Origin of the sequence: Streptomyces sp. NPDC052682 (genome assembly GCF_040678435.1) — a bacterium.
Lineage (GTDB): Bacteria > Actinomycetota > Actinomycetes > Streptomycetales > Streptomycetaceae > Streptomyces.
This window is the reverse complement of record NZ_JBFATS010000005.1, coordinates 123,204-140,751: the sequence shown is the minus strand read 5'-3', so window position 1 is coordinate 140,751 and position 17,548 is coordinate 123,204. Positions and strand designations below refer to the sequence as shown.

Sequence of the window (17,548 nt, the reverse complement as noted above, 5' to 3'; positions counted from 1 at the left end):
CACCACTGCCCGCCGGTCACCACCCGCGCGCGTGCCACTCCGGCAGTTGCGGGCGCTCCGCGCCCAGCGTGGTGTCGTTGCCGTGGCCGGGGTAGACCCAGGTCTCGTCCGGCAGCACGTCGAAGATCTTGGTCTCGACGTCATGGATCAGGCTGGCGAACGCCTGGGGGTCGTTGTGGGTGTTGCCGACACCCCCCGGGAAGAGACAGTCCCCGGTGAACACATGGGGGTGCCCGTGCGGGTCGTCGTAGACCAGGACGATCGAACCGGGCGTGTGCCCGACCAGGTGGCGGGCGGTGAGCTCTACCTGCCCCACCCGGATGGTGTCGCCGTCGTCGAGCAGGACGTCGGTCGGTACGGGGATGCCTTCGGCGTCGTGCCGGCCCGCGTACGTACGGGCGCCGGTGGCCGTGACGACCTCGGCGAGCGCCTGCCAGTGGTCGCCGTGCCGGTGGGTGGTGACGACCGACGCGATGCCGTCGTCACCGATCATGCCGAGCAGCGTCGGCGCGTCGTTCGCCGCGTCGATCAGCAACTGCTCGTCCGTGGCCCGGCAGCGCAGCAGATAGGCGTTGTTGTCCATCGGACCGACCGCGATCTTGGTGATCATCAGGTCCTTGAGCTCGTGCACGTCGGCAGGTCCGCCGACCGTCACCTGTCCGCTGTACGTCATGACCGCCAGCCTATAGCCGGGCAGCGGCGCCGGAGCCGCTTCCCGGCCGGAACGGAAAGGGGCCCGCCCCGGCCACGGCGAGGAACGGCTCCGGAAGACCGCCCCTTCGCTACAGCGGGGGAAGCGCCGGAAGCGCCCCGCCCTGCACCGTCAGCGCCGATCCCTCCCGGCGGCCGGCCAGCCAGCCCAGCAGGTCGGCCGGCGACCCGGTGACGGTCACCTCGGGTGCGTCCGCGTCCCGGCCGGTGCGCCACACGCGCGTGCCGTCCGTCAGGCGCGTGGGCGGTACGTCCCGGTGCCCGTCGAACCGCTCCGCGAGGAAGCCGATCTCCCGCTCGGTGAACTCCGCGGGCAGGTCCTCCAGCTCGTATCCGATCCCGAGGTCCACGTGGTGCAGTTCCACCTCCACCCACCGCCGGAACGGCACCCGGGCCGCCGCGTCGGTCACCCCGTTGCGCAACCGGACCGTACGCGACCAGTCCGCCGGGGCGGCCCCAGCCTCCTGGAAGCGGTCCGCACTGGCGCGTACGTCGGCGATCTGCTCGTCGAGGGGGCGCGGGGCGTCCCGCTCGATGTCGGCCTCCCGCGCTTCGGCGGAGGCGTACATGGGGCGGCCCTGGAGGACGTTCACCAGGGCGTCCGCGTTGCGGGCCAGGTGGGCCAGGACATGGCCACGGGTCCAGCCGGGCAGCCGTGACGGTTCGGTCACAGCGGCGTTGTCCAGCTTGCCGAGCGCGGTCAGCAGCCGTTCGGTCGCGTCCCGTACAGACGCCAGGTCATGAGCGTGATCCATCATGCTGCTGACCCTAGCTCCGCCACACGTTCGGGTGAAGGTGGCGAGCCCCGGCCGCTAATCGAATGCACGTGCTATATGGTCGGACGCGGCGTCGGGCATGCTGGATAGCCGGGGATTGTTCGCAACCCGTGGATCCGACCGGCGTTGTCAGTGGCTCCCCCTAGTCTGGGAAAGCACGGGGGCCCCGCCCCTGTCACTTCTCTCAAGAAAGGTGCGGACCGGCGTGGCCGACCGTCTCATCGTTCGTGGAGCGCGCGAGCACAACCTGAAGAACGTCTCGCTCGACCTCCCGCGCGACTCGCTCATCGTCTTCACGGGCCTGTCGGGGTCGGGCAAGTCCTCGCTGGCCTTCGACACCATCTTCGCCGAGGGGCAGCGGCGCTACGTGGAGTCGCTGTCCTCGTACGCCCGGCAGTTCCTCGGCCAGATGGACAAGCCGGACGTCGACTTCATCGAGGGCCTGTCCCCGGCGGTCTCCATCGACCAGAAGTCGACCTCCCGCAACCCGCGCTCCACGGTCGGCACCATCACCGAGGTCTACGACTACCTGCGCCTGCTCTTCGCGCGCATCGGCAAGCCGCACTGCCCCGAGTGCGGCCGCCCCATCTCGCGCCAGTCGCCGCAGGCCATCGTCGACAAGGTCCTGGAGCTGCCCGAGGGCAGCCGCTTCCAGGTGCTCTCGCCGCTGGTGCGGGAGCGCAAGGGCGAGTTCGTCGACCTGTTCGCCGACCTCCAGACCAAGGGCTACTCCCGCGCGCGCGTGGACGGCGAGACCGTCCAGCTGTCCAACCCGCCGACGCTGAAGAAGCAGGAGAAGCACACCATCGAGGTGGTCGTCGACCGCCTCACCGTGAAGGACTCCGCCAAGCGGCGCCTGACCGACTCCGTGGAGACCGCCCTCGGCCTGTCCGGCGGCATGGTCGTGCTCGACTTCGTCGACCTCCCCGAGGACAACCCCGAGCGCGAGCGGATGTACTCCGAGCACCTGTACTGCCCGTACGACGACCTGTCCTTCGAGGAGCTCGAGCCGCGCTCCTTCTCCTTCAACTCGCCCTTCGGCGCCTGCCCCGACTGCACCGGCATCGGCACGCGCATGGAGGTCGACCCGGAGCTGATCGTCCCGGACCCGGACAAGTCCCTCGACGACGGCGCCATCCACCCCTGGTCGCACGGCCACACCAAGGACTACTTCGGCCGGCTGGTCGGCGCCCTCGCGGACGCCCTCGGCTTCCGTACGGACATCCCCTTCGGCGGTCTGCCGCAGCGCGCCAAGAAGGCCCTGCTGTACGGCCACAAGACCCAGATCGAGGTCCGCTACCGCAACCGGTACGGCCGCGAGCGCCGGTACACCACGGCCTTCGAGGGCGCCGTCCCCTTCGTCAAGCGCCGGCACAGCGAGGCCGAGTCCGACGCCAGCCGGGAGCGCTTCGAGGGTTACATGCGCGAGGTGCCCTGCCCCACCTGTGAGGGCACACGCCTCAAGCCGATCGTCCTCGCGGTCACGATCATGGGGAAGTCCATCGCCGAGGTCTCCGCGATGTCCATCAGCGACTGCGCGGACTTCCTGGGCGAGCTCAGGCTGAGCGACCGCGACAAGAAGATCGCCGAGCGGGTGCTGAAGGAGGTCAACGAGCGGCTGAGGTTCCTCGTCGACGTCGGCCTGGACTACCTCTCGCTCAACCGCGCGGCCGGCACGCTCTCCGGCGGCGAGGCCCAGCGCATCCGCCTGGCCACCCAGATCGGCTCCGGCCTGGTCGGCGTCCTGTACGTCCTGGACGAGCCGTCCATCGGCCTGCACCAGCGCGACAACCACCGGCTGATCGAGACCCTGGTCCGGTTGCGCGACATGGGCAACACCCTCATCGTCGTCGAGCACGACGAGGACACCATCAAGACCGCCGACTGGGTCGTCGACATCGGCCCCGGAGCCGGCGAGCACGGCGGCAAGGTCGTGCACAGCGGCTCCCTGAAGGAGCTGCTCGCCAACGAGGAGTCGCAGACCGGCCAGTACCTGTCGGGCCGCAAGGCCATCCCGGTCCCCGACATCCGCCGTCCCGTCGACCCGTCCCGGCAGCTCACGGTGCACGGCGCCCGCGAGAACAACCTCCAGGACATCGACGTGTCCTTCCCGCTGGGCGTGTTCACGGCCGTCACCGGCGTGTCCGGCTCCGGCAAGTCGACGCTGGTCAACGACATCCTGTACACCCACCTGGCCCGCGAGCTGAACGGGGCACGGGCCGTGCCCGGACGGCACACGCGCGTGGACGGCGACGACCTCGTCGACAAGGTGGTCCACGTCGACCAGTCGCCGATCGGCCGCACGCCCCGGTCCAACCCGGCGACGTACACGGGCGTCTTCGACCACATCCGCAAGCTGTTCGCCGAGACGGCCGAGGCGAAGGTCCGCGGCTACATGCCGGGCCGGTTCTCCTTCAACGTCAAGGGCGGCCGCTGCGAGAACTGCGCGGGCGACGGCACCATCAAGATCGAGATGAACTTCCTCCCGGACGTGTACGTCCCGTGCGAGGTCTGCCACGGGGCCCGCTACAACCGGGAGACCCTGGAGGTCCACTACAAGGGCAAGTCCATCGCCGAGGTCCTGAACATGCCGATCGAGGAGGCCATGGACTTCTTCGAGGCGGTCCCGGCGATCTCCCGCCACCTCAGGACCCTCAACGACGTCGGTCTCGGCTACGTCCGCCTCGGCCAGTCCGCGACCACCCTGTCCGGCGGCGAGGCCCAGCGCGTCAAGCTCGCCAGCGAGCTCCAGAAGCGCTCCACCGGCCGCACCGTCTACGTCCTGGACGAGCCGACCACCGGTCTGCACTTCGAGGACATCAGCAAGCTGCTGAAGGTGCTGTCGGGCCTGGTCGACAAGGGCAACACGGTCATCGTCATCGAGCACAACCTCGACGTGATCAAGACCGCCGACTGGATCATCGACATGGGCCCCGAGGGCGGCGCCGGAGGCGGCCTGGTCGTCGCCGAGGGCACGCCCGAGCAGGTCGCGGGCGTGCCGGCCAGCCACACCGGCAAGTTCCTGCGGGAGATCCTCGGCGCGGACCGCATCAGCGACGCGTCATCGGTCAAGGCCCCGCGCAAGGCGGCGGCCAGGAAGACGGTGCCCGCCCAGGCCACGGCGAAGCGGACCGGCGCAGGCACGAGCGTGGACGGCACCGCGGCCAAGAAGGCGGCCGGCAAGGCCGCCACCAAGACGGCCGCGAAGAAGACGACCCGGGCCCGCAAGGCCTGACGACGCCCTCGCCACCGACGCGCCGTGCCCCACGGGTACGGCGCGTCGGTGTTCTTCCCGGTCTCCCCAGGCTGACTCGGAACCGGCGTCAGCCCTCCAGCTCGTGCGCGTACGGCGGCTCCGCTCCCGCCCGCGAGCAGGTGATCGCCGCCGCGCGCGCCGCGAAGCCCAGCAGCTCCGCCCACCCGTCCGGGCCCAGCGCGGCCAGGGCGGACGCGCTGAGGGCGTCCCGTACGGCCAGGCCGTGCAGCAGCGCCGCGTTGACCGTGTCGCCCGCGCCGATGGTGTCCACCACCTTGACCGGCTCGCCCGGCACCATGTGCACACCGCCGTCCCGGGTGAAAGCGGTCAGCCCGTCGCCGCCCTGGGTGATCACGACCGCCGCAGGACCGGCCGACAGCCACTCCTTCGGCGTGCCGCCGAGCCACTCGGCGTCCTCGGCGGACAGCTTCAGCAGCGTCACCGACGGCAGCCAGCTCTTGAACCGGGCCCGGTAGGCGTCCGGGTCCGGGATCAGCCCGGCCCGGATGTTCGGGTCCAGCGCCGTGAACACGCCCTGCGCGGACGCGGTGTGCAGCAGCTCCTCGTACGCGCCGGCCCCCGGCTCCAGCACCAGCGAGCAGGTGCCGAAGGACACGGCGCGGGTGCCGGGGGGCAGCGCGGCGGGCGCCGTGAACAGCCGGTCCGCCGTGCCCTCCACGTAGAAGGAGTAGGACGCGGAGCCGTCCGCGCCGACGGAGGCGACCGCGAGGGTGGTCGGCTCGGGCCCGCGCTGCACCGCCGACACGTCCACACCGGTCGCGCGCAGCCGGTCCAGCAGTGCCTCACCGAACGCGTCGTACGACACCCGGGAGCAGAAGGCGGCGGGGGAGCCGAGGCGGCCCAGCGCCACCGCCGTGTTGAACGGGCCGCCGCCGAGCGCCGGCGTCAGCGCCGCCAGGGCGCCCGTGCCCTGCGGTACCAGGTCGATCAGTGCCTCACCGGCGACGACGATCATGCGAGGGTTCCTTTCCGGGGCTGTTCGGGGCAGCCGCACGAGGTGCGGTGGACGAAGGCGCAGGGCAGCCGCACGGTCCGGGCGGGCCGGTCCGGCTCGGCGAGACGGTCCAGCAGGACCCGTACTGCCGTCGCGCCGATGTCCCTGCTGGGCTGTGCGACCGCGGTCAGCCGGGGCGCGAACAGGTCCGCCCAGGCGAAGTCGTCGAAGCAGCACAGCGCGATGTCCTCGGGCACGGACACGCCGCTGTCCCGCAGGGCGCGCAGGGCGCCGATGGTCATGGCGTTGTTGGCGGTGACCAGGGCGGTGGGCGGCTCGGGCAGGGACAGCAGGGCCACCGTGGCGCGCTCGGCGCCCGCCGACTCGGAGTGGCCGTGCACCAGGAGCCGCTCGTCGTACGGCAGCCCGGCGGCCGCCAGGCCGTCGCGGTAGCCGGTGATCCGTTCGTGCGTGGTGCTCAGCCCGGGCCGTCCGGCGATCAGCGCGATCCGGCGGTGGCCGAGGCCCGCGAGGTGGGTGACCAGACCGGCCGTCGGCGCGGCGTTCTCCGTGACGACCTGGTCGATGCGCGGCGCCTCGACCAGCCGGTCGAGGAAGACGGCCGGTACCTCGTGGCGCCCCAGGTAGGCGAGCAGCTCACGCGGATCCGCCGAGGGGGCCACGATCATGCCGTCCACGCGGCGCTCGTGCAACAGCTGGACGACCGTGCGCTCGTGCGCGGGATCGTCGTGCGGGTCGGCGATGAGCAGGCTGTAGCCGTGCTCCAGGGCACCGGCCTCGACGCCCTGGAGGATCTCCGTGAAGTACGGGTTGCTGATCGCCGACACCGCCAGCCCGATGGACCGGGTCCGGGACGTCACCAGCGAGCGGGCCAGGGTGTTCGGGGTGTAGCCGAGTTTCTCGACGGCGTCGAGGACCGCCTGACGGGTGTGCGGCCGCACCGGCCGGGTTTCGTTGAGTACGTGGGAGACGGTCGCCACCGAGACACCGGCGCTGCGTGCCACGTCGGCCATGGTCGCCATCGCGGCCCCCTCCTTCCCTCCACGCACGCCCGGGCCGGCGCGCCGGGCGGGAACGGTATCGCATCGGAGGGGGGCACGTAAACGCTTGCGCAAACGTTTACGTCCACGCCTCTGGCGCCTCCGCTCGGTGCCAGGGTCGACTGGACGGCGCGATCCTCGCGCAGCCGGCCGCCTGACGGCCGCGGTGCCCGGTGCCGTCAGCGCGGCTCGCTCACTCCCAGTCCCAGCCGATCCCCAGGTATCCGGACCGCACCCGCGGCTCGACAAGGTGCACGCACCGGTGGCGCCCGCTGAGCCTCAGCTGCTCCCGCCCGCCGCGCGGTGCCGCCGCCGAGGGCTGGGCGAACCGGTGGCAGCGCACCGGGAGGGACCCGGCGTCGAAGCGCACCTCGAGTGCGTACTGGCCGCCCCCGGAGCCGAAGCCGCGCACGTACTCGTGGGACACCCCGGCCGTGCCGTCCTCGACCGCGTACCGGAAGAGAAACGTGTCACCGGCCCGCAAGCGGGTGTCGAAGAGCAGTTCGGCCACGAGCAGGCCGGTGTCGTGATGCCCCCGCACCCGCCCCGTACGGCAGTTCTCCAGGGCGTGCACGGCCATGCGCTCCGGCGCGGCGCCCGGGTCGCCGTGGTGGACGGCCACGAAGCGGTCCACGCCGTCCTGGTGGGCGCGCACGATGTGGTGCGACTCCCGGCCCGCCAGCTCACGGCGCGCCCCGATGGTGACCCGCTCGTGGTGGCCGAGGGAGTGCAGCCCCCCGTCCGGCGGGCAGTCCCACTCCGTCAGCAGGCGCTCCAGGACGTCCGAGGCCTCCACCAGGGAGCGGTAGGAGCGGCCCGCGGGCCGCTGCTCCGCCGCGTGCCGGGCGGGCTCGGCGAGCAGCCGGATCAGCGACTCCTCCGGCAGCTGGAGGATCTCCTCCAGGGCCCGTACGGCCCGCAGCGACTCGGGGCGCTGGGGGCGCCGCGCTCCCTGCTGCCAGTAACTCAGGCTGGTCACGCCGACCTTCACCCCGTACCGCGACAGATGGTGCTGCACCCGCTGCAACGGAAGTCCGCGCGCGGCGATCGCGGCCCGGAGGGCGACGTGGAAGGGGCCGCTGCGCAGGGTCGAGTCCAGTTCCGCGGTGGCGAGGTCCGCGTGCTGTGTGGCGTGCGGCAATGCAGGGGCCTTTCTGTGAAGGTCGACAACGGCTGGTCAGGCCGTTCGCAGAGGTGCCCGGGGCAGCCCCCGTCGACGCGGGCGGCTGAGCACGTCCGTACGCCGCCCGTTCGGGCCCCGAGTCCCCCCGCATTGAAGCGTGTTGACCAAGCCCCGACAACACTTGATACCCAACAGCGACCTGCTGCCGTCCTGCCCGCCGCCGCGGCGCCACTTCCGCGACGGCGGGACGATCCGCTACGAGCGGTCGGTGCCGCCCTGCTCCTCCAGGCGCAGGCGCTTGGCCCGCACGATGTCGGTGTCGCGCGGGTCGAGGGCCTCGCGCAGTCCCAGGGGTTCGTCCGTGTACCGACGGGCACGGACCGGCCGTCGTGTCTTCTCGATCCGCATCCGCCGCATCCGAACCGCCCTTCGATCAGGGACCGGCCGTCCTCGCCGAGGCGGGCCGGTCCGCACTGACACCTCGTGTCCGCGTCGGCACGCTCGGCGCCCGCGGGCGCTGCCGTGCCGTGGGTACCCCCGTTCCCTCTTCCGGCCGCACGTAACCACTGGGGCATAGTGGGCGATTGGGAAAAGCGCGACGCGACCGGGACGTCCGTATCCGCGGAACAGTGGGTTCCGCGGCAGGCAGAGCGGAGGAAACAAGCCCCTGGGGTATGGGGGAGACGGTGGGCCCCAGGGGACCCCGGCGTGCGGGTCGGGCCGTGCGGGTGGGGCCGGGCAGCGGCGTGATCCCCGGCGGGCCTGGCCCCCGCCCCCCGGCGGCCGCCGCACGGCCTCCGGTCCCTCTCAAGCGGCCGTGAGGACCGTGCACCGGCCCGCCACCACCGGACGGACCGGGGCACCGCCCTGTCCTGCCCCTACGCCTTCACACACGCCCGGCCCACCCCGTCCCCGGGCGTTGTCCACAGGCCCGTCGGAGTGTCGGTGGGCGCCAGTAGGGTGTGAGACATGGCCGACCCCTCCAGCTACCGCCCCAAGCCGGGAGAGATCCCCGACTCGCCGGGGGTCTACCGGTTCCGCGACGAGCACCGCCGTGTCATCTACGTGGGCAAGGCGAAGAGCCTGCGCCAGCGCCTGGCGAACTACTTCCAGGACCTGGCGGGGCTCCATCCGCGTACCCGCACGATGGTCACCACGGCCGCGTCCGTGGAGTGGACGGTGGTGTCCACGGAGGTCGAGGCGCTCCAGCTGGAGTACTCCTGGATCAAGGAGTACGACCCCCGGTTCAACGTCAAGTACCGCGACGACAAGAGCTACCCGTACCTCGCGGTGACGATGAACGAGGAGTTCCCGCGCGTGCAGGTGATGCGCGGTCACAAGAAGAAGGGCGTGCGCTACTTCGGGCCGTACGCGCACGCGTGGGCCATCCGCGACACGGTCGACCTGCTGCTGCGCGTCTTCCCCGTCCGGACCTGCTCGGCCGGTGTCTTCAAGAACGCCGCCCGTACGGGCCGTCCGTGCCTGCTCGGTTACATCGGCAAGTGCTCGGCGCCCTGCGTGGAGCGGATCTCGGCCGAGGAGCACCGCGAACTCGCCGAGGAGTTCTGCGACTTCATGGCCGGCCGCACCGGCACGTACATCCGCCGCCTGGAGCAGCAGATGACGCAGGCGGCCGAGGAGATGGAGTACGAGCGGGCCGCCCGGCTGCGCGACGACATCGAGGCCCTGAAGAAGGCCATGGAGAAGAACGCGGTCGTGCTCGCGGACGCCACCGACGCGGACCTGATCGCGGTCGCCGAGGACGAGCTGGAGGCGGCCGTGCAGATCTTCCACGTGCGCGGCGGACGCGTGCGCGGCCAGCGCGGCTGGGTCACCGACAAGGTCGAGGAGATCACCACCGGCGCCCTCGTCGAGCACGCCCTGCAACAGCTCTACGGCGAGGAGACCGGCGACGCCGTCCCCCGGGAGGTGCTGGTCCCTGCCCTGCCCGACCCGGTGGAGCCGATCCAGGAGTGGCTCGCCGGGCGGCGCGGCTCGGGCGTCTCCCTGCGCGTCCCGCAGCGCGGCGACAAGAAGGCGCTCATGGAGACCGTGCAGCGCAACGCCCAGCAGGCGCTCGCCCTGCACAAGACCAAGCGTGCCTCCGACCTGACCACGCGCTCGCGTGCCCTGGAGGAGATCGCCGAGGCCCTCGACCTGGACAGCGCACCCCTGAGGATCGAGTGCTACGACATCTCGCACCTGCAGGGGCAGGACGTCGTGGCCTCCATGGTCGTCTTCGAGGACGGCCTGGCCCGCAAGAGCGAGTACCGCCGTTTCCAGATCAAGGGCTTCGAGGGGCAGGACGACGTCCGCTCCATGCACGAGGTGATCACCCGCCGCTTCCGGCGCTACCTCGCCGAGAAGGAGAAGAGCGGCGAGTGGCTGGACGACGACCTCGGCGACACGACCGGCGACGGTCTGCCGGACGGCCTCGGCGGGGGGTCCGCGACCGGCCTCGGAGTGTCCGCCACCGTTCCGGGCGGCGGGTCCGCAGGCGGCCTCGGCACCGGGTCCGAAAGTGGTTTCGGCGGGGCCGCGGGACGTCCCGGCAGCGGCTCCGCGGCCGGCCTCGGCACCGGGTCCGAAAGTGGCCTCGGCGGGGCCGCGGGGCGCCCCGGCAGCGAATCCGCAGCCAGCCCCGGCAACGCGTCCGCTGCCGGCGTCGGTAACGGCTCCGCTGCCGGCGTCGGTAACGGCTCCGCGGGCGGCTTCGGCAGCGGGTCCGCGAGCGGTCTGAAGGACGACGAAGGCCGTCCCCGGAAGTTCGCCTACCCGCCCCAGCTCGTCGTCGTCGACGGCGGCGCCCCGCAGGTGGCCGCCGCCCGGCGGGCCCTGGACGAGCTCGGCATCGACGACATCGCCGTGTGCGGCCTCGCCAAGCGACTGGAGGAGGTCTGGCTGCCCGGCGACGACGACCCGGTGATCCTGCCCCGCACCAGCGAGGGCCTGTACCTGCTCCAGCGCGTCCGTGACGAGGCCCACCGGTTCGCGATCACCTACCAGCGTTCCAAGCGTGCCAAGCGCCTGCGCTCCGGCCCCCTGGACGACGTCCCCGGGCTGGGGGAGACCCGCAAACAGGCCCTGCTCAAGCACTTCGGCTCGGTGAAGCGGCTGCGGTCCGCGACCGTCGAGCAGATCTGCGCGGTGCCGGGCATAGGCCGCAAGACGGCCGAGACCATCGCCGCCGCCCTCGCCCAGGCGGCACCGGCCGCCCCCGCCGTCAACACGGCGACCGGAGAGATCATGGAAGATGAGGGGCCCGGGACGACGGCGGGCCCAGAAGGGGAACCCGTGTCCGCGGGGGCTCCGGACGAACGACGGGGGCAGGAGAGATGACCGAGCACGACACACCGCCCACTGCGCAGCACGACACAGCGCCCACCCCACAGCACGGGAGGGCACCCGGCCCGGCCGGCGAGCACGCCGGCCGGCACGGCGCACAGCGCGACACACGCCACGACAACGGAGCACAGGTGAGTACGGGCAAGGAAGCAGCCGGGGTCCCCGAGGCGGCCATCCCCGAGCTGGTGATCATCTCCGGCATGTCCGGAGCCGGACGGTCCACGGCCGCCAAGTGTCTGGAGGACCTGGGCTGGTTCGTCGTGGACAACCTGCCGCCGGCGCTGATCCCCACCATGGTGGAGCTCGGCGCCCGCTCCCAGGGCAACGTGGCCCGCATCGCGGTCGTCGTCGACGTCCGCGGCCGCCGCTTCTTCGACAACCTCCGCGAGTCCCTCGCCGACCTCGACACGCGCGGGGTGACCCGGCGGATCGTCTTCCTGGAGTCCTCCGACGAGGCCCTGGTCCGCCGCTTCGAGTCGGTGCGCCGCCCCCACCCACTCCAGGGCGACGGCCGTATCGTCGACGGCATCGCCGCCGAGCGGGAGCTGCTGCGCGAGCTGCGCGGCGACGCCGACCTGGTGATCGACACCTCCAGCCTCAACGTGCACGAGCTGCGCGCCAAGATGGACGCCCAGTTCGCCGGCGAGGAGGAGCCGGAGCTGCGGGCCACCGTGATGTCCTTCGGCTACAAGTACGGCCTGCCGGTCGACGCCGACCTCGTCGTCGACTGCCGCTTCCTGCCCAACCCCCACTGGGTCCCCGAGCTGCGCCCGTTCACCGGCCTCAACGATGAGGTCTCCGGGTACGTCTTCAACCAGCCCGGCGCCAAGGAGTTCCTGGACCGGTACTCCGAGCTGCTGCAGCTGATCGCCGCGGGCTACCGCCGCGAGGGCAAGCGCTATGTGACCATCGCCGTCGGCTGCACGGGCGGCAAGCACCGCTCGGTCGCCATGTCGGAGAAGCTCGCCGCCCGGCTCGCGGCCGAGGGTGTGGAGACGGTGGTCGTCCACCGGGACATGGGACGCGAATGACGGGACGCACTCCACGGCTGAGCCGGCTGCGCCAGGTGATCCCCGAAGGAAGGGGTGGCCGGCCCGCCGAGGCCCGGGGCGGCAGACCGCGCCGCCGGGGCACCCAGCCCAAGGTCGTCGCCCTGGGCGGCGGCATGGGCCTGTCGGCCTCGCTCGCCGCGCTGCGCCGGATCACCGGCGACCTCACCGCCGTCGTCACCGTGGCCGACGATGGCGGCTCCAGCGGGCGGCTGCGCGACGAACTGGGCGTGCTGCCCCCCGGCGACCTGCGCAAGGCGCTGGCCGCGCTGTGCGGCGACGACGACTGGGGCCAGACCTGGGCCCGTGTCATCCAGCACCGCTTCCAGTCCAAGGGCGAGATGCACGGCCACGCGGTCGGCAACCTGCTGATCGTCGCCCTGTGGGAGCAGCTCGGCGACCACGTCCAGGCCCTGGACCTGGTGGGCCGGCTGCTGGGCGCGCACGGGCGCGTGCTGCCCATGTCCGCCGTCCCGCTGGAGCTCCAGGCCCTGGTCAAGGGCCATGACCCGGCCCGCCCGGACGACGTCGAGACCGTACGCGGCCAGGCCACCGTGGCCCTCACCCCCGGCGAGGTGCAGTCCGTGCACCTCGTGCCGCACGACCCGCCCGCCGTGCCCGAGGCGGTGGCGGCCGTGCGGGACGCGGACTGGGTGGTGCTCGGCCCCGGCTCCTGGTTCTCCTCGGTGATCCCGCACCTGCTGGTGCCCGAGCTGCTGGACGCGCTCACGCAGACGAAGGCACGCCGGGTGCTGTCCTTGAACCTCGCCCCGCAGCCGGGAGAAACCGAGGGCTTCTCCCCGCAGCGTCATGTGGAGGTTTTGGGACGACACGCCCCTAAACTCGCCCTGGACGTGGTGCTGGCCGACGTGGCCGCCGTGCCCGATCGCGATGCGCTCGTGGAAGCCGCCAAGAGGCTCGGCGCCGCGGTCGAGCTGGCGCCGGTGGCCCGGACCGACGGGACTCCGCGGCACGACCCGGAGCTGCTGGCCGCCGCGTACGACCGTATTTTTCGGATGCATGGAAGGATCGGCCCATGGCGATGACGCCAGCGGTGAAGGACGAGATCTCCCGGCTCCCCGTCACCCGGACCTGCTGCAGGAAGGCCGAGGTCTCCGCCATCCTGCGGTTCGCCGGCGGCCTCCACCTGGTGAGCGGGCGCATCGTGATCGAGGCGGAGCTGGACACCGCGATGGCGGCCCGCCGCCTCAAGCGGGACATCCTGGAGATCTTCGGCCACAGCTCGGAGCTGATCGTGATGGCGCCGGGCGGGCTGCGCCGCGGCTCGCGGTACGTGGTGCGCGTCGTCGCCGGCGGTGACCAGTTGGCCCGCCAGACCGGCCTGGTCGACGGCCGGGGCCGCCCGATCCGCGGCCTGCCCCCGCAGGTGGTCTCCGGCGCGACCTGCGACGCCGAGGCCGCCTGGCGCGGCGCGTTCCTGGCGCACGGTTCGCTCACCGAGCCCGGCCGCTCCTCCTCCCTCGAGGTGACCTGCCCGGGCCCGGAGGCCGCGCTCGCCCTGGTCGGTGCCGCCCGGCGCCTGTCCATCGCCGCCAAGGCCCGCGAGGTGCGCAGCGTCGACCGGGTCGTCGTCCGGGACGGCGACGCCATCGGCGCGCTGCTCACCCGCCTCGGCGCCCACGAGTCGGTGCTGGCCTGGGAGGAGCGCCGGATGCGCCGCGAGGTGCGTGCCACCGCCAACCGGCTCGCCAACTTCGACGACGCCAACCTGCGCCGCTCCGCCCGGGCGGCCGTCGCCGCGGGTGCGCGGGTGGCCCGCGCCCTGGAGATCCTCGGTGACGACGTGCCCGAGCACCTCGCCGCGGCCGGGCGGCTGCGCATGGAGCACAAGCAGGCCTCCCTGGAGGAGCTGGGCGCGCTCGCCGACCCGCCGCTCACCAAGGACGCGGTGGCCGGCCGGATCCGCCGGCTGCTGGCCATGGCCGACAAGCGCGCCTCCGACCTCGGCATTCCCGGCACGGAAGCCAACCTCACCGAGGAACTGGCCGACAACCTCGCGGGCTGACAGCGCGCCGCTGACGCTGCCCCAGTCCACCTGACGCGAAGTCAAGACGCCGGTGCAGACGCCCGATTGGGTGATCGGCACCGGCGTCGGCGTGTCGTTGACGCACCCTTGACTCGATCATGAAGTGTCATGAGCCTGGCATCTGTTCGCTGCTGTGGCGAACCCACGCTAGGGGGGTTCATGAGACGAAGAGCGAGATCGATCCTCGCTGTCGGCGCGCTCCTGCTCGGTGGAGCGAGCCTCGCACCCGTCGCCCAGGCACAACCGGACGACTCGCAGGATCCCGACGAGGTCAAGGTCTTCCGCGCCGACGTCACCCAGCAGCAGGTGCCCCTGCTGCTGGCGGCCGGCCAGGACGGCCACGAACTCGGCGAGCAGGTGCCCGACCGGGGCACGGCCACCGTAGAGGTGTATCTGACCGACCAGCAGGCGAAGAAGCTGGAGAAGCAAGGCATCGACCTCAGGGAGCACACCCTGAGCGCCAAGGCGGAACGGCGCGTCGAGGCCGCCGCCCAGGGCGTGTTCCGCCCGTACAGCGGGAAGGGCGGCCTGAAGGAGGAGATTCTCCGCACCGCCCAGGAGAACCCCGGCCTGACCAAGGTCGTCTCCATCGGCAAGACGATCAAGGGCCAGGACATCCTGGCCCTTAAGCTCACCAAGGGCGCGAAGAAGTCCAAGGACGGCTCCAAGCCCTCCGTGCTGTACCTGTCCAACCAGCACGCGCGCGAGTGGATCACGCCGGAGATGACCCGCCGGCTGATGCACCACTACCTGGACCACTACAGGACCGACAAGCGCGTCAAGAAGATCGTCGACTCCACCGAGCTGTGGTTCGTCCTGTCGGCCAACCCCGACGGCTACGACTACACCTTCTCCGGCGACGACAACCGCCTGTGGCGCAAGAACCTGCGGGACGTCAACGGCGACGGCGCCATCACCACCGGCGACGGCGTCGACCTCAACCGCAACTTCGCCTACAAGTGGGGCTACGACGACGAGGGCTCGTCCCCCAACCCGACCAGCCAGACCTACCGCGGCGCCGGCCCCAACTCCGAGCCGGAGACCCGGGCCCTGGACGCCTTCGAGAAGCGGATCGGGTTCACGTACGGCATCAACTACCACTCGGCCGCCGAACTCATCCTGTACGGCGTCGGCTGGCAGGTCGCCACGCCCACCCCGGACGACGTCCTCTACAAGGCCCTCGCCGGCACGCCCGAGAAGCCCGCGGTCCCGGGCTACCACCCGCAGGTCTCCTCCGAGCTGTACACCACCAACGGCGAGGCCGACGGGCACGCGGCGAACGTCAACGGCACGGCGATGTTCACCCCCGAGATGTCGACCTGTCAGACCGCCTCGGACGCCGACCCGAACGACGCGTGGAAGGCGTCCGACTGCCGCTCGGTCTTCAACTTCCCGGACGACGAAAAGCTGATCCAGCAGGAGTTCGCGAAGAACGTCCCGTTCGCGCTGTCCGTCGCCGAGACCGCCTCCCACCCGGACCGGCCGTCGTCCTCGGTGGGCCTGAAGGCCGCCGACTTCACCCCGGCCGCGTTCCCCACGTCCTACTCGCGCGGCGCCGACCAGAAGGTCTCCGTCGTCGTCCGCAAGTCGGTGCGCGGCAAGGAGCTGAGGTACCGCGTCAACGGCGGCCGCACCGAGGCCAGGGCGCTCAGGCCCTGGAAGGGCGGCGAGACCTACGGCGGTGAGGACAACCTGTACTTCGACGAGTACCGGGCCAAGGTCGCCGACGGCGACCCCGGCGACAAGGTCGAGGTGTGGTTCACCGGAAAGACGAAGAGCGGCAAGAAGGTCTCCAGCAAGCACTTCACCTACACCGTGGCGAAGCGGCCCCGCGCGACCGTCCTCGTCGTCGCCGAGGAGGGCGCGGCCGCCACACAGGCCAAGAAGTACGTCGACGCGCTCAAGGCCAACGGCCGTCGCGCGATCGTCTGGGACGTCGCCACGCAGGGCGCACCCGACGCGCTCGGCGTGCTCAGCCACTTCGGCACCGTCGTCCACTACACCGGCGCGAGCGTGCCCGGCATCGCCACCCAGCTGCAGCTGCGCGCCTTCCTCAACGAGGGCGGCAAGCTGATCGAGGCCGGCGAGCAGGCGGGCGGCGACGTCGACCTGGGCGGCGGCGTCCTGTCGAACGACTTCAGCCAGTACTACCTGGGCGCCTACACCCGCGCCTCCACCCCCGGGGCCACCGGCTTCACCGGCTCCGGCAAGCTGGGCGGCTTCACCGGCGCGCTCGGCGGCGCCCCCGGCAACCCGCTGGACAAGGCGGGCACCTACGGCGTCACCTCCGACGAGCTGCCCGCGGACACGTTCCCGCAGTTCGCCAGCTTGGGCGCGGGCAGGTTCGCCGGCACGGTCAACCCGTACGGGCCCTACGCGGGCTCCGGCATGGCCGCCGCCGTGCACACCGACGACGCCTACAAGCGCCTGACGCGGACCGTGGACCTCAGGGGCGTGAGCGCGGCCGACAAGCCGGCGCTGCGCACCCGGCTGCTGTGGAACACCGAGCCCGGCTACGACCACGTGCTGGTGGAGGCCCACACCGCCGGTGCCGACGACTGGACCACCTTGCCCGAGGCGGGCGGCGCGACCAGCACCGCCGTACCGGAGGAGTGCGCGGGCGGCTTCTACGTCGGCGAGCACCCCTGGCTGAAGCACTACCTCACCGTCGGGCAGGACGGCTGCACCGCGACCGGCACCAGCGGTGCGTGGCACAGCCTCACCGGCGCCTCCAGCGGCTGGCAGCAGGTGAACTTCGACCTGAGCGCCTACGCCGGGAAGACGGTCGAGGTGTCGATCAGCTACGTCACCGACCCGGGCACCGGCGGCCGCGGTGTCCTCGCGGACGAGGCCTCGCTCGTGATCGGCGGCACGGCGAAGGAGACCGAGGGCTTCGAGACCTCGCTCGGCGCCTGGAAGGCGGCCGGCCCGCCCGCGGGCAGCCCGGCCGTACGGAAGGACTGGACGCGCACCGGAGCGCTGTTCCAGACCTACGCGGCGGTCACCACCGACGACACCGTGCTGCTGGGCTTCGGCCTGGAGCACGTGCCCGCCGCGGCCGACCGCACGGCACTGGTCAGGAAGGCGCTGCGCGCCCTGGACGAGTGAATCGCCGGTCAACGGGCACTGACTCCCGGTAACGACATCGGGTGATCCCTGGCCCGTCGGCCCCTCCGGCTCGGGCGGTCCGTACCCCTACTGGCGGGTACGGACCGTCCTGCCGTG

12 protein-coding genes are annotated in these 17,548 nt (G+C 72.0%); 6 read left to right on the top strand and 6 right to left on the bottom strand.

Annotation, left to right across the window (positions count from 1 at the left end):
• Nucleotides 1–16: 16 nt before the first annotated feature.
• Together AB0K80_RS09460 and AB0K80_RS09455 are read right to left on the bottom strand one after the other, a co-directional pair.
• Nucleotides 17–673: an MBL fold metallo-hydrolase gene (locus tag AB0K80_RS09460; protein WP_365667537.1), complete on the bottom strand. Its 657-nt coding sequence runs from the start codon at nucleotides 671–673 to the stop codon at nucleotides 17–19.
• 109 nt (nucleotides 674–782) lie between these two features.
• A complete protein-coding gene (locus tag AB0K80_RS09455; protein ID WP_365667535.1) occupies nucleotides 783–1,469 on the bottom strand; it encodes a maleylpyruvate isomerase family mycothiol-dependent enzyme in 687 nt (228 codons plus the stop codon).
• Between the two features lie 223 nt (nucleotides 1,470–1,692).
• Here AB0K80_RS09455 and uvrA point away from each other — a divergent pair, with 223 nt between their 5' ends.
• Nucleotides 1,693–4,722, top strand: coding sequence for an excinuclease ABC subunit UvrA (gene uvrA, locus AB0K80_RS09450; protein WP_365667533.1), 3,030 nt, complete (start codon nucleotides 1,693–1,695; stop codon nucleotides 4,720–4,722).
• Between the two features lie 88 nt (nucleotides 4,723–4,810).
• Here the strand turns inward: uvrA and AB0K80_RS09445 are convergent, their stop codons facing one another.
• The 4 genes from AB0K80_RS09445 to AB0K80_RS09430 form a co-directional block, all read right to left on the bottom strand.
• Complete coding sequence (locus tag AB0K80_RS09445; RefSeq protein WP_365667531.1) at nucleotides 4,811–5,719, bottom strand: carbohydrate kinase; 909 nt, start codon at nucleotides 5,717–5,719, stop codon at nucleotides 4,811–4,813.
• Nucleotides 5,716–6,741, bottom strand: a complete 1,026-nt coding sequence (locus AB0K80_RS09440; protein ID WP_365667529.1) for a LacI family DNA-binding transcriptional regulator — start codon at nucleotides 6,739–6,741, stop codon at nucleotides 5,716–5,718. Before AB0K80_RS09440 ends, AB0K80_RS09445 begins: the two co-directional genes overlap by 4 nt.
• Before the next feature lie 211 nt (nucleotides 6,742–6,952).
• Nucleotides 6,953–7,900 (bottom strand): hypothetical protein, encoded by a 948-nt coding sequence (locus AB0K80_RS09435; RefSeq protein WP_365667527.1) that lies wholly within the window; start codon nucleotides 7,898–7,900, stop codon nucleotides 6,953–6,955.
• Nucleotides 7,901–8,137: 237 nt separating this feature from the next.
• Complete coding sequence (locus AB0K80_RS09430; protein WP_365667526.1) at nucleotides 8,138–8,290, bottom strand: hypothetical protein; 153 nt, start codon at nucleotides 8,288–8,290, stop codon at nucleotides 8,138–8,140.
• 561 nt (nucleotides 8,291–8,851) lie between these two features.
• Between AB0K80_RS09430 and uvrC the strand changes: the two genes are divergently transcribed.
• From uvrC to AB0K80_RS09405, 5 genes are all read left to right on the top strand, one after another.
• Nucleotides 8,852–11,221: an excinuclease ABC subunit UvrC gene (gene uvrC, locus AB0K80_RS09425; RefSeq protein WP_365667524.1), complete on the top strand. Its 2,370-nt coding sequence runs from the start codon at nucleotides 8,852–8,854 to the stop codon at nucleotides 11,219–11,221.
• Nucleotides 11,218–12,258: an RNase adapter RapZ gene (gene rapZ, locus AB0K80_RS09420; protein WP_365667522.1), complete on the top strand. Its 1,041-nt coding sequence runs from the start codon at nucleotides 11,218–11,220 to the stop codon at nucleotides 12,256–12,258. Before uvrC ends, rapZ begins: the two co-directional genes overlap by 4 nt.
• Complete coding sequence (gene yvcK, locus AB0K80_RS09415; RefSeq protein WP_365667520.1) at nucleotides 12,255–13,322, top strand: uridine diphosphate-N-acetylglucosamine-binding protein YvcK; 1,068 nt, start codon at nucleotides 12,255–12,257, stop codon at nucleotides 13,320–13,322. Before rapZ ends, yvcK begins: the two co-directional genes overlap by 4 nt.
• Nucleotides 13,313–14,302 carry a DNA-binding protein WhiA gene (gene whiA / locus AB0K80_RS09410; RefSeq protein WP_365667518.1) on the top strand — a complete coding sequence of 330 codons (990 nt, stop codon included), beginning with the start codon at nucleotides 13,313–13,315 and terminating at the stop codon, nucleotides 14,300–14,302. The genes yvcK and whiA overlap by 10 nt, the downstream gene beginning before the upstream one ends.
• 180 nt (nucleotides 14,303–14,482) lie before the next feature.
• Entirely contained in the window at nucleotides 14,483–17,431 is a 2,949-nt protein-coding gene (locus AB0K80_RS09405; protein WP_365667516.1) for a M14 family zinc carboxypeptidase, read from the top strand.
• Nucleotides 17,432–17,548 lie beyond the last annotated feature (117 nt).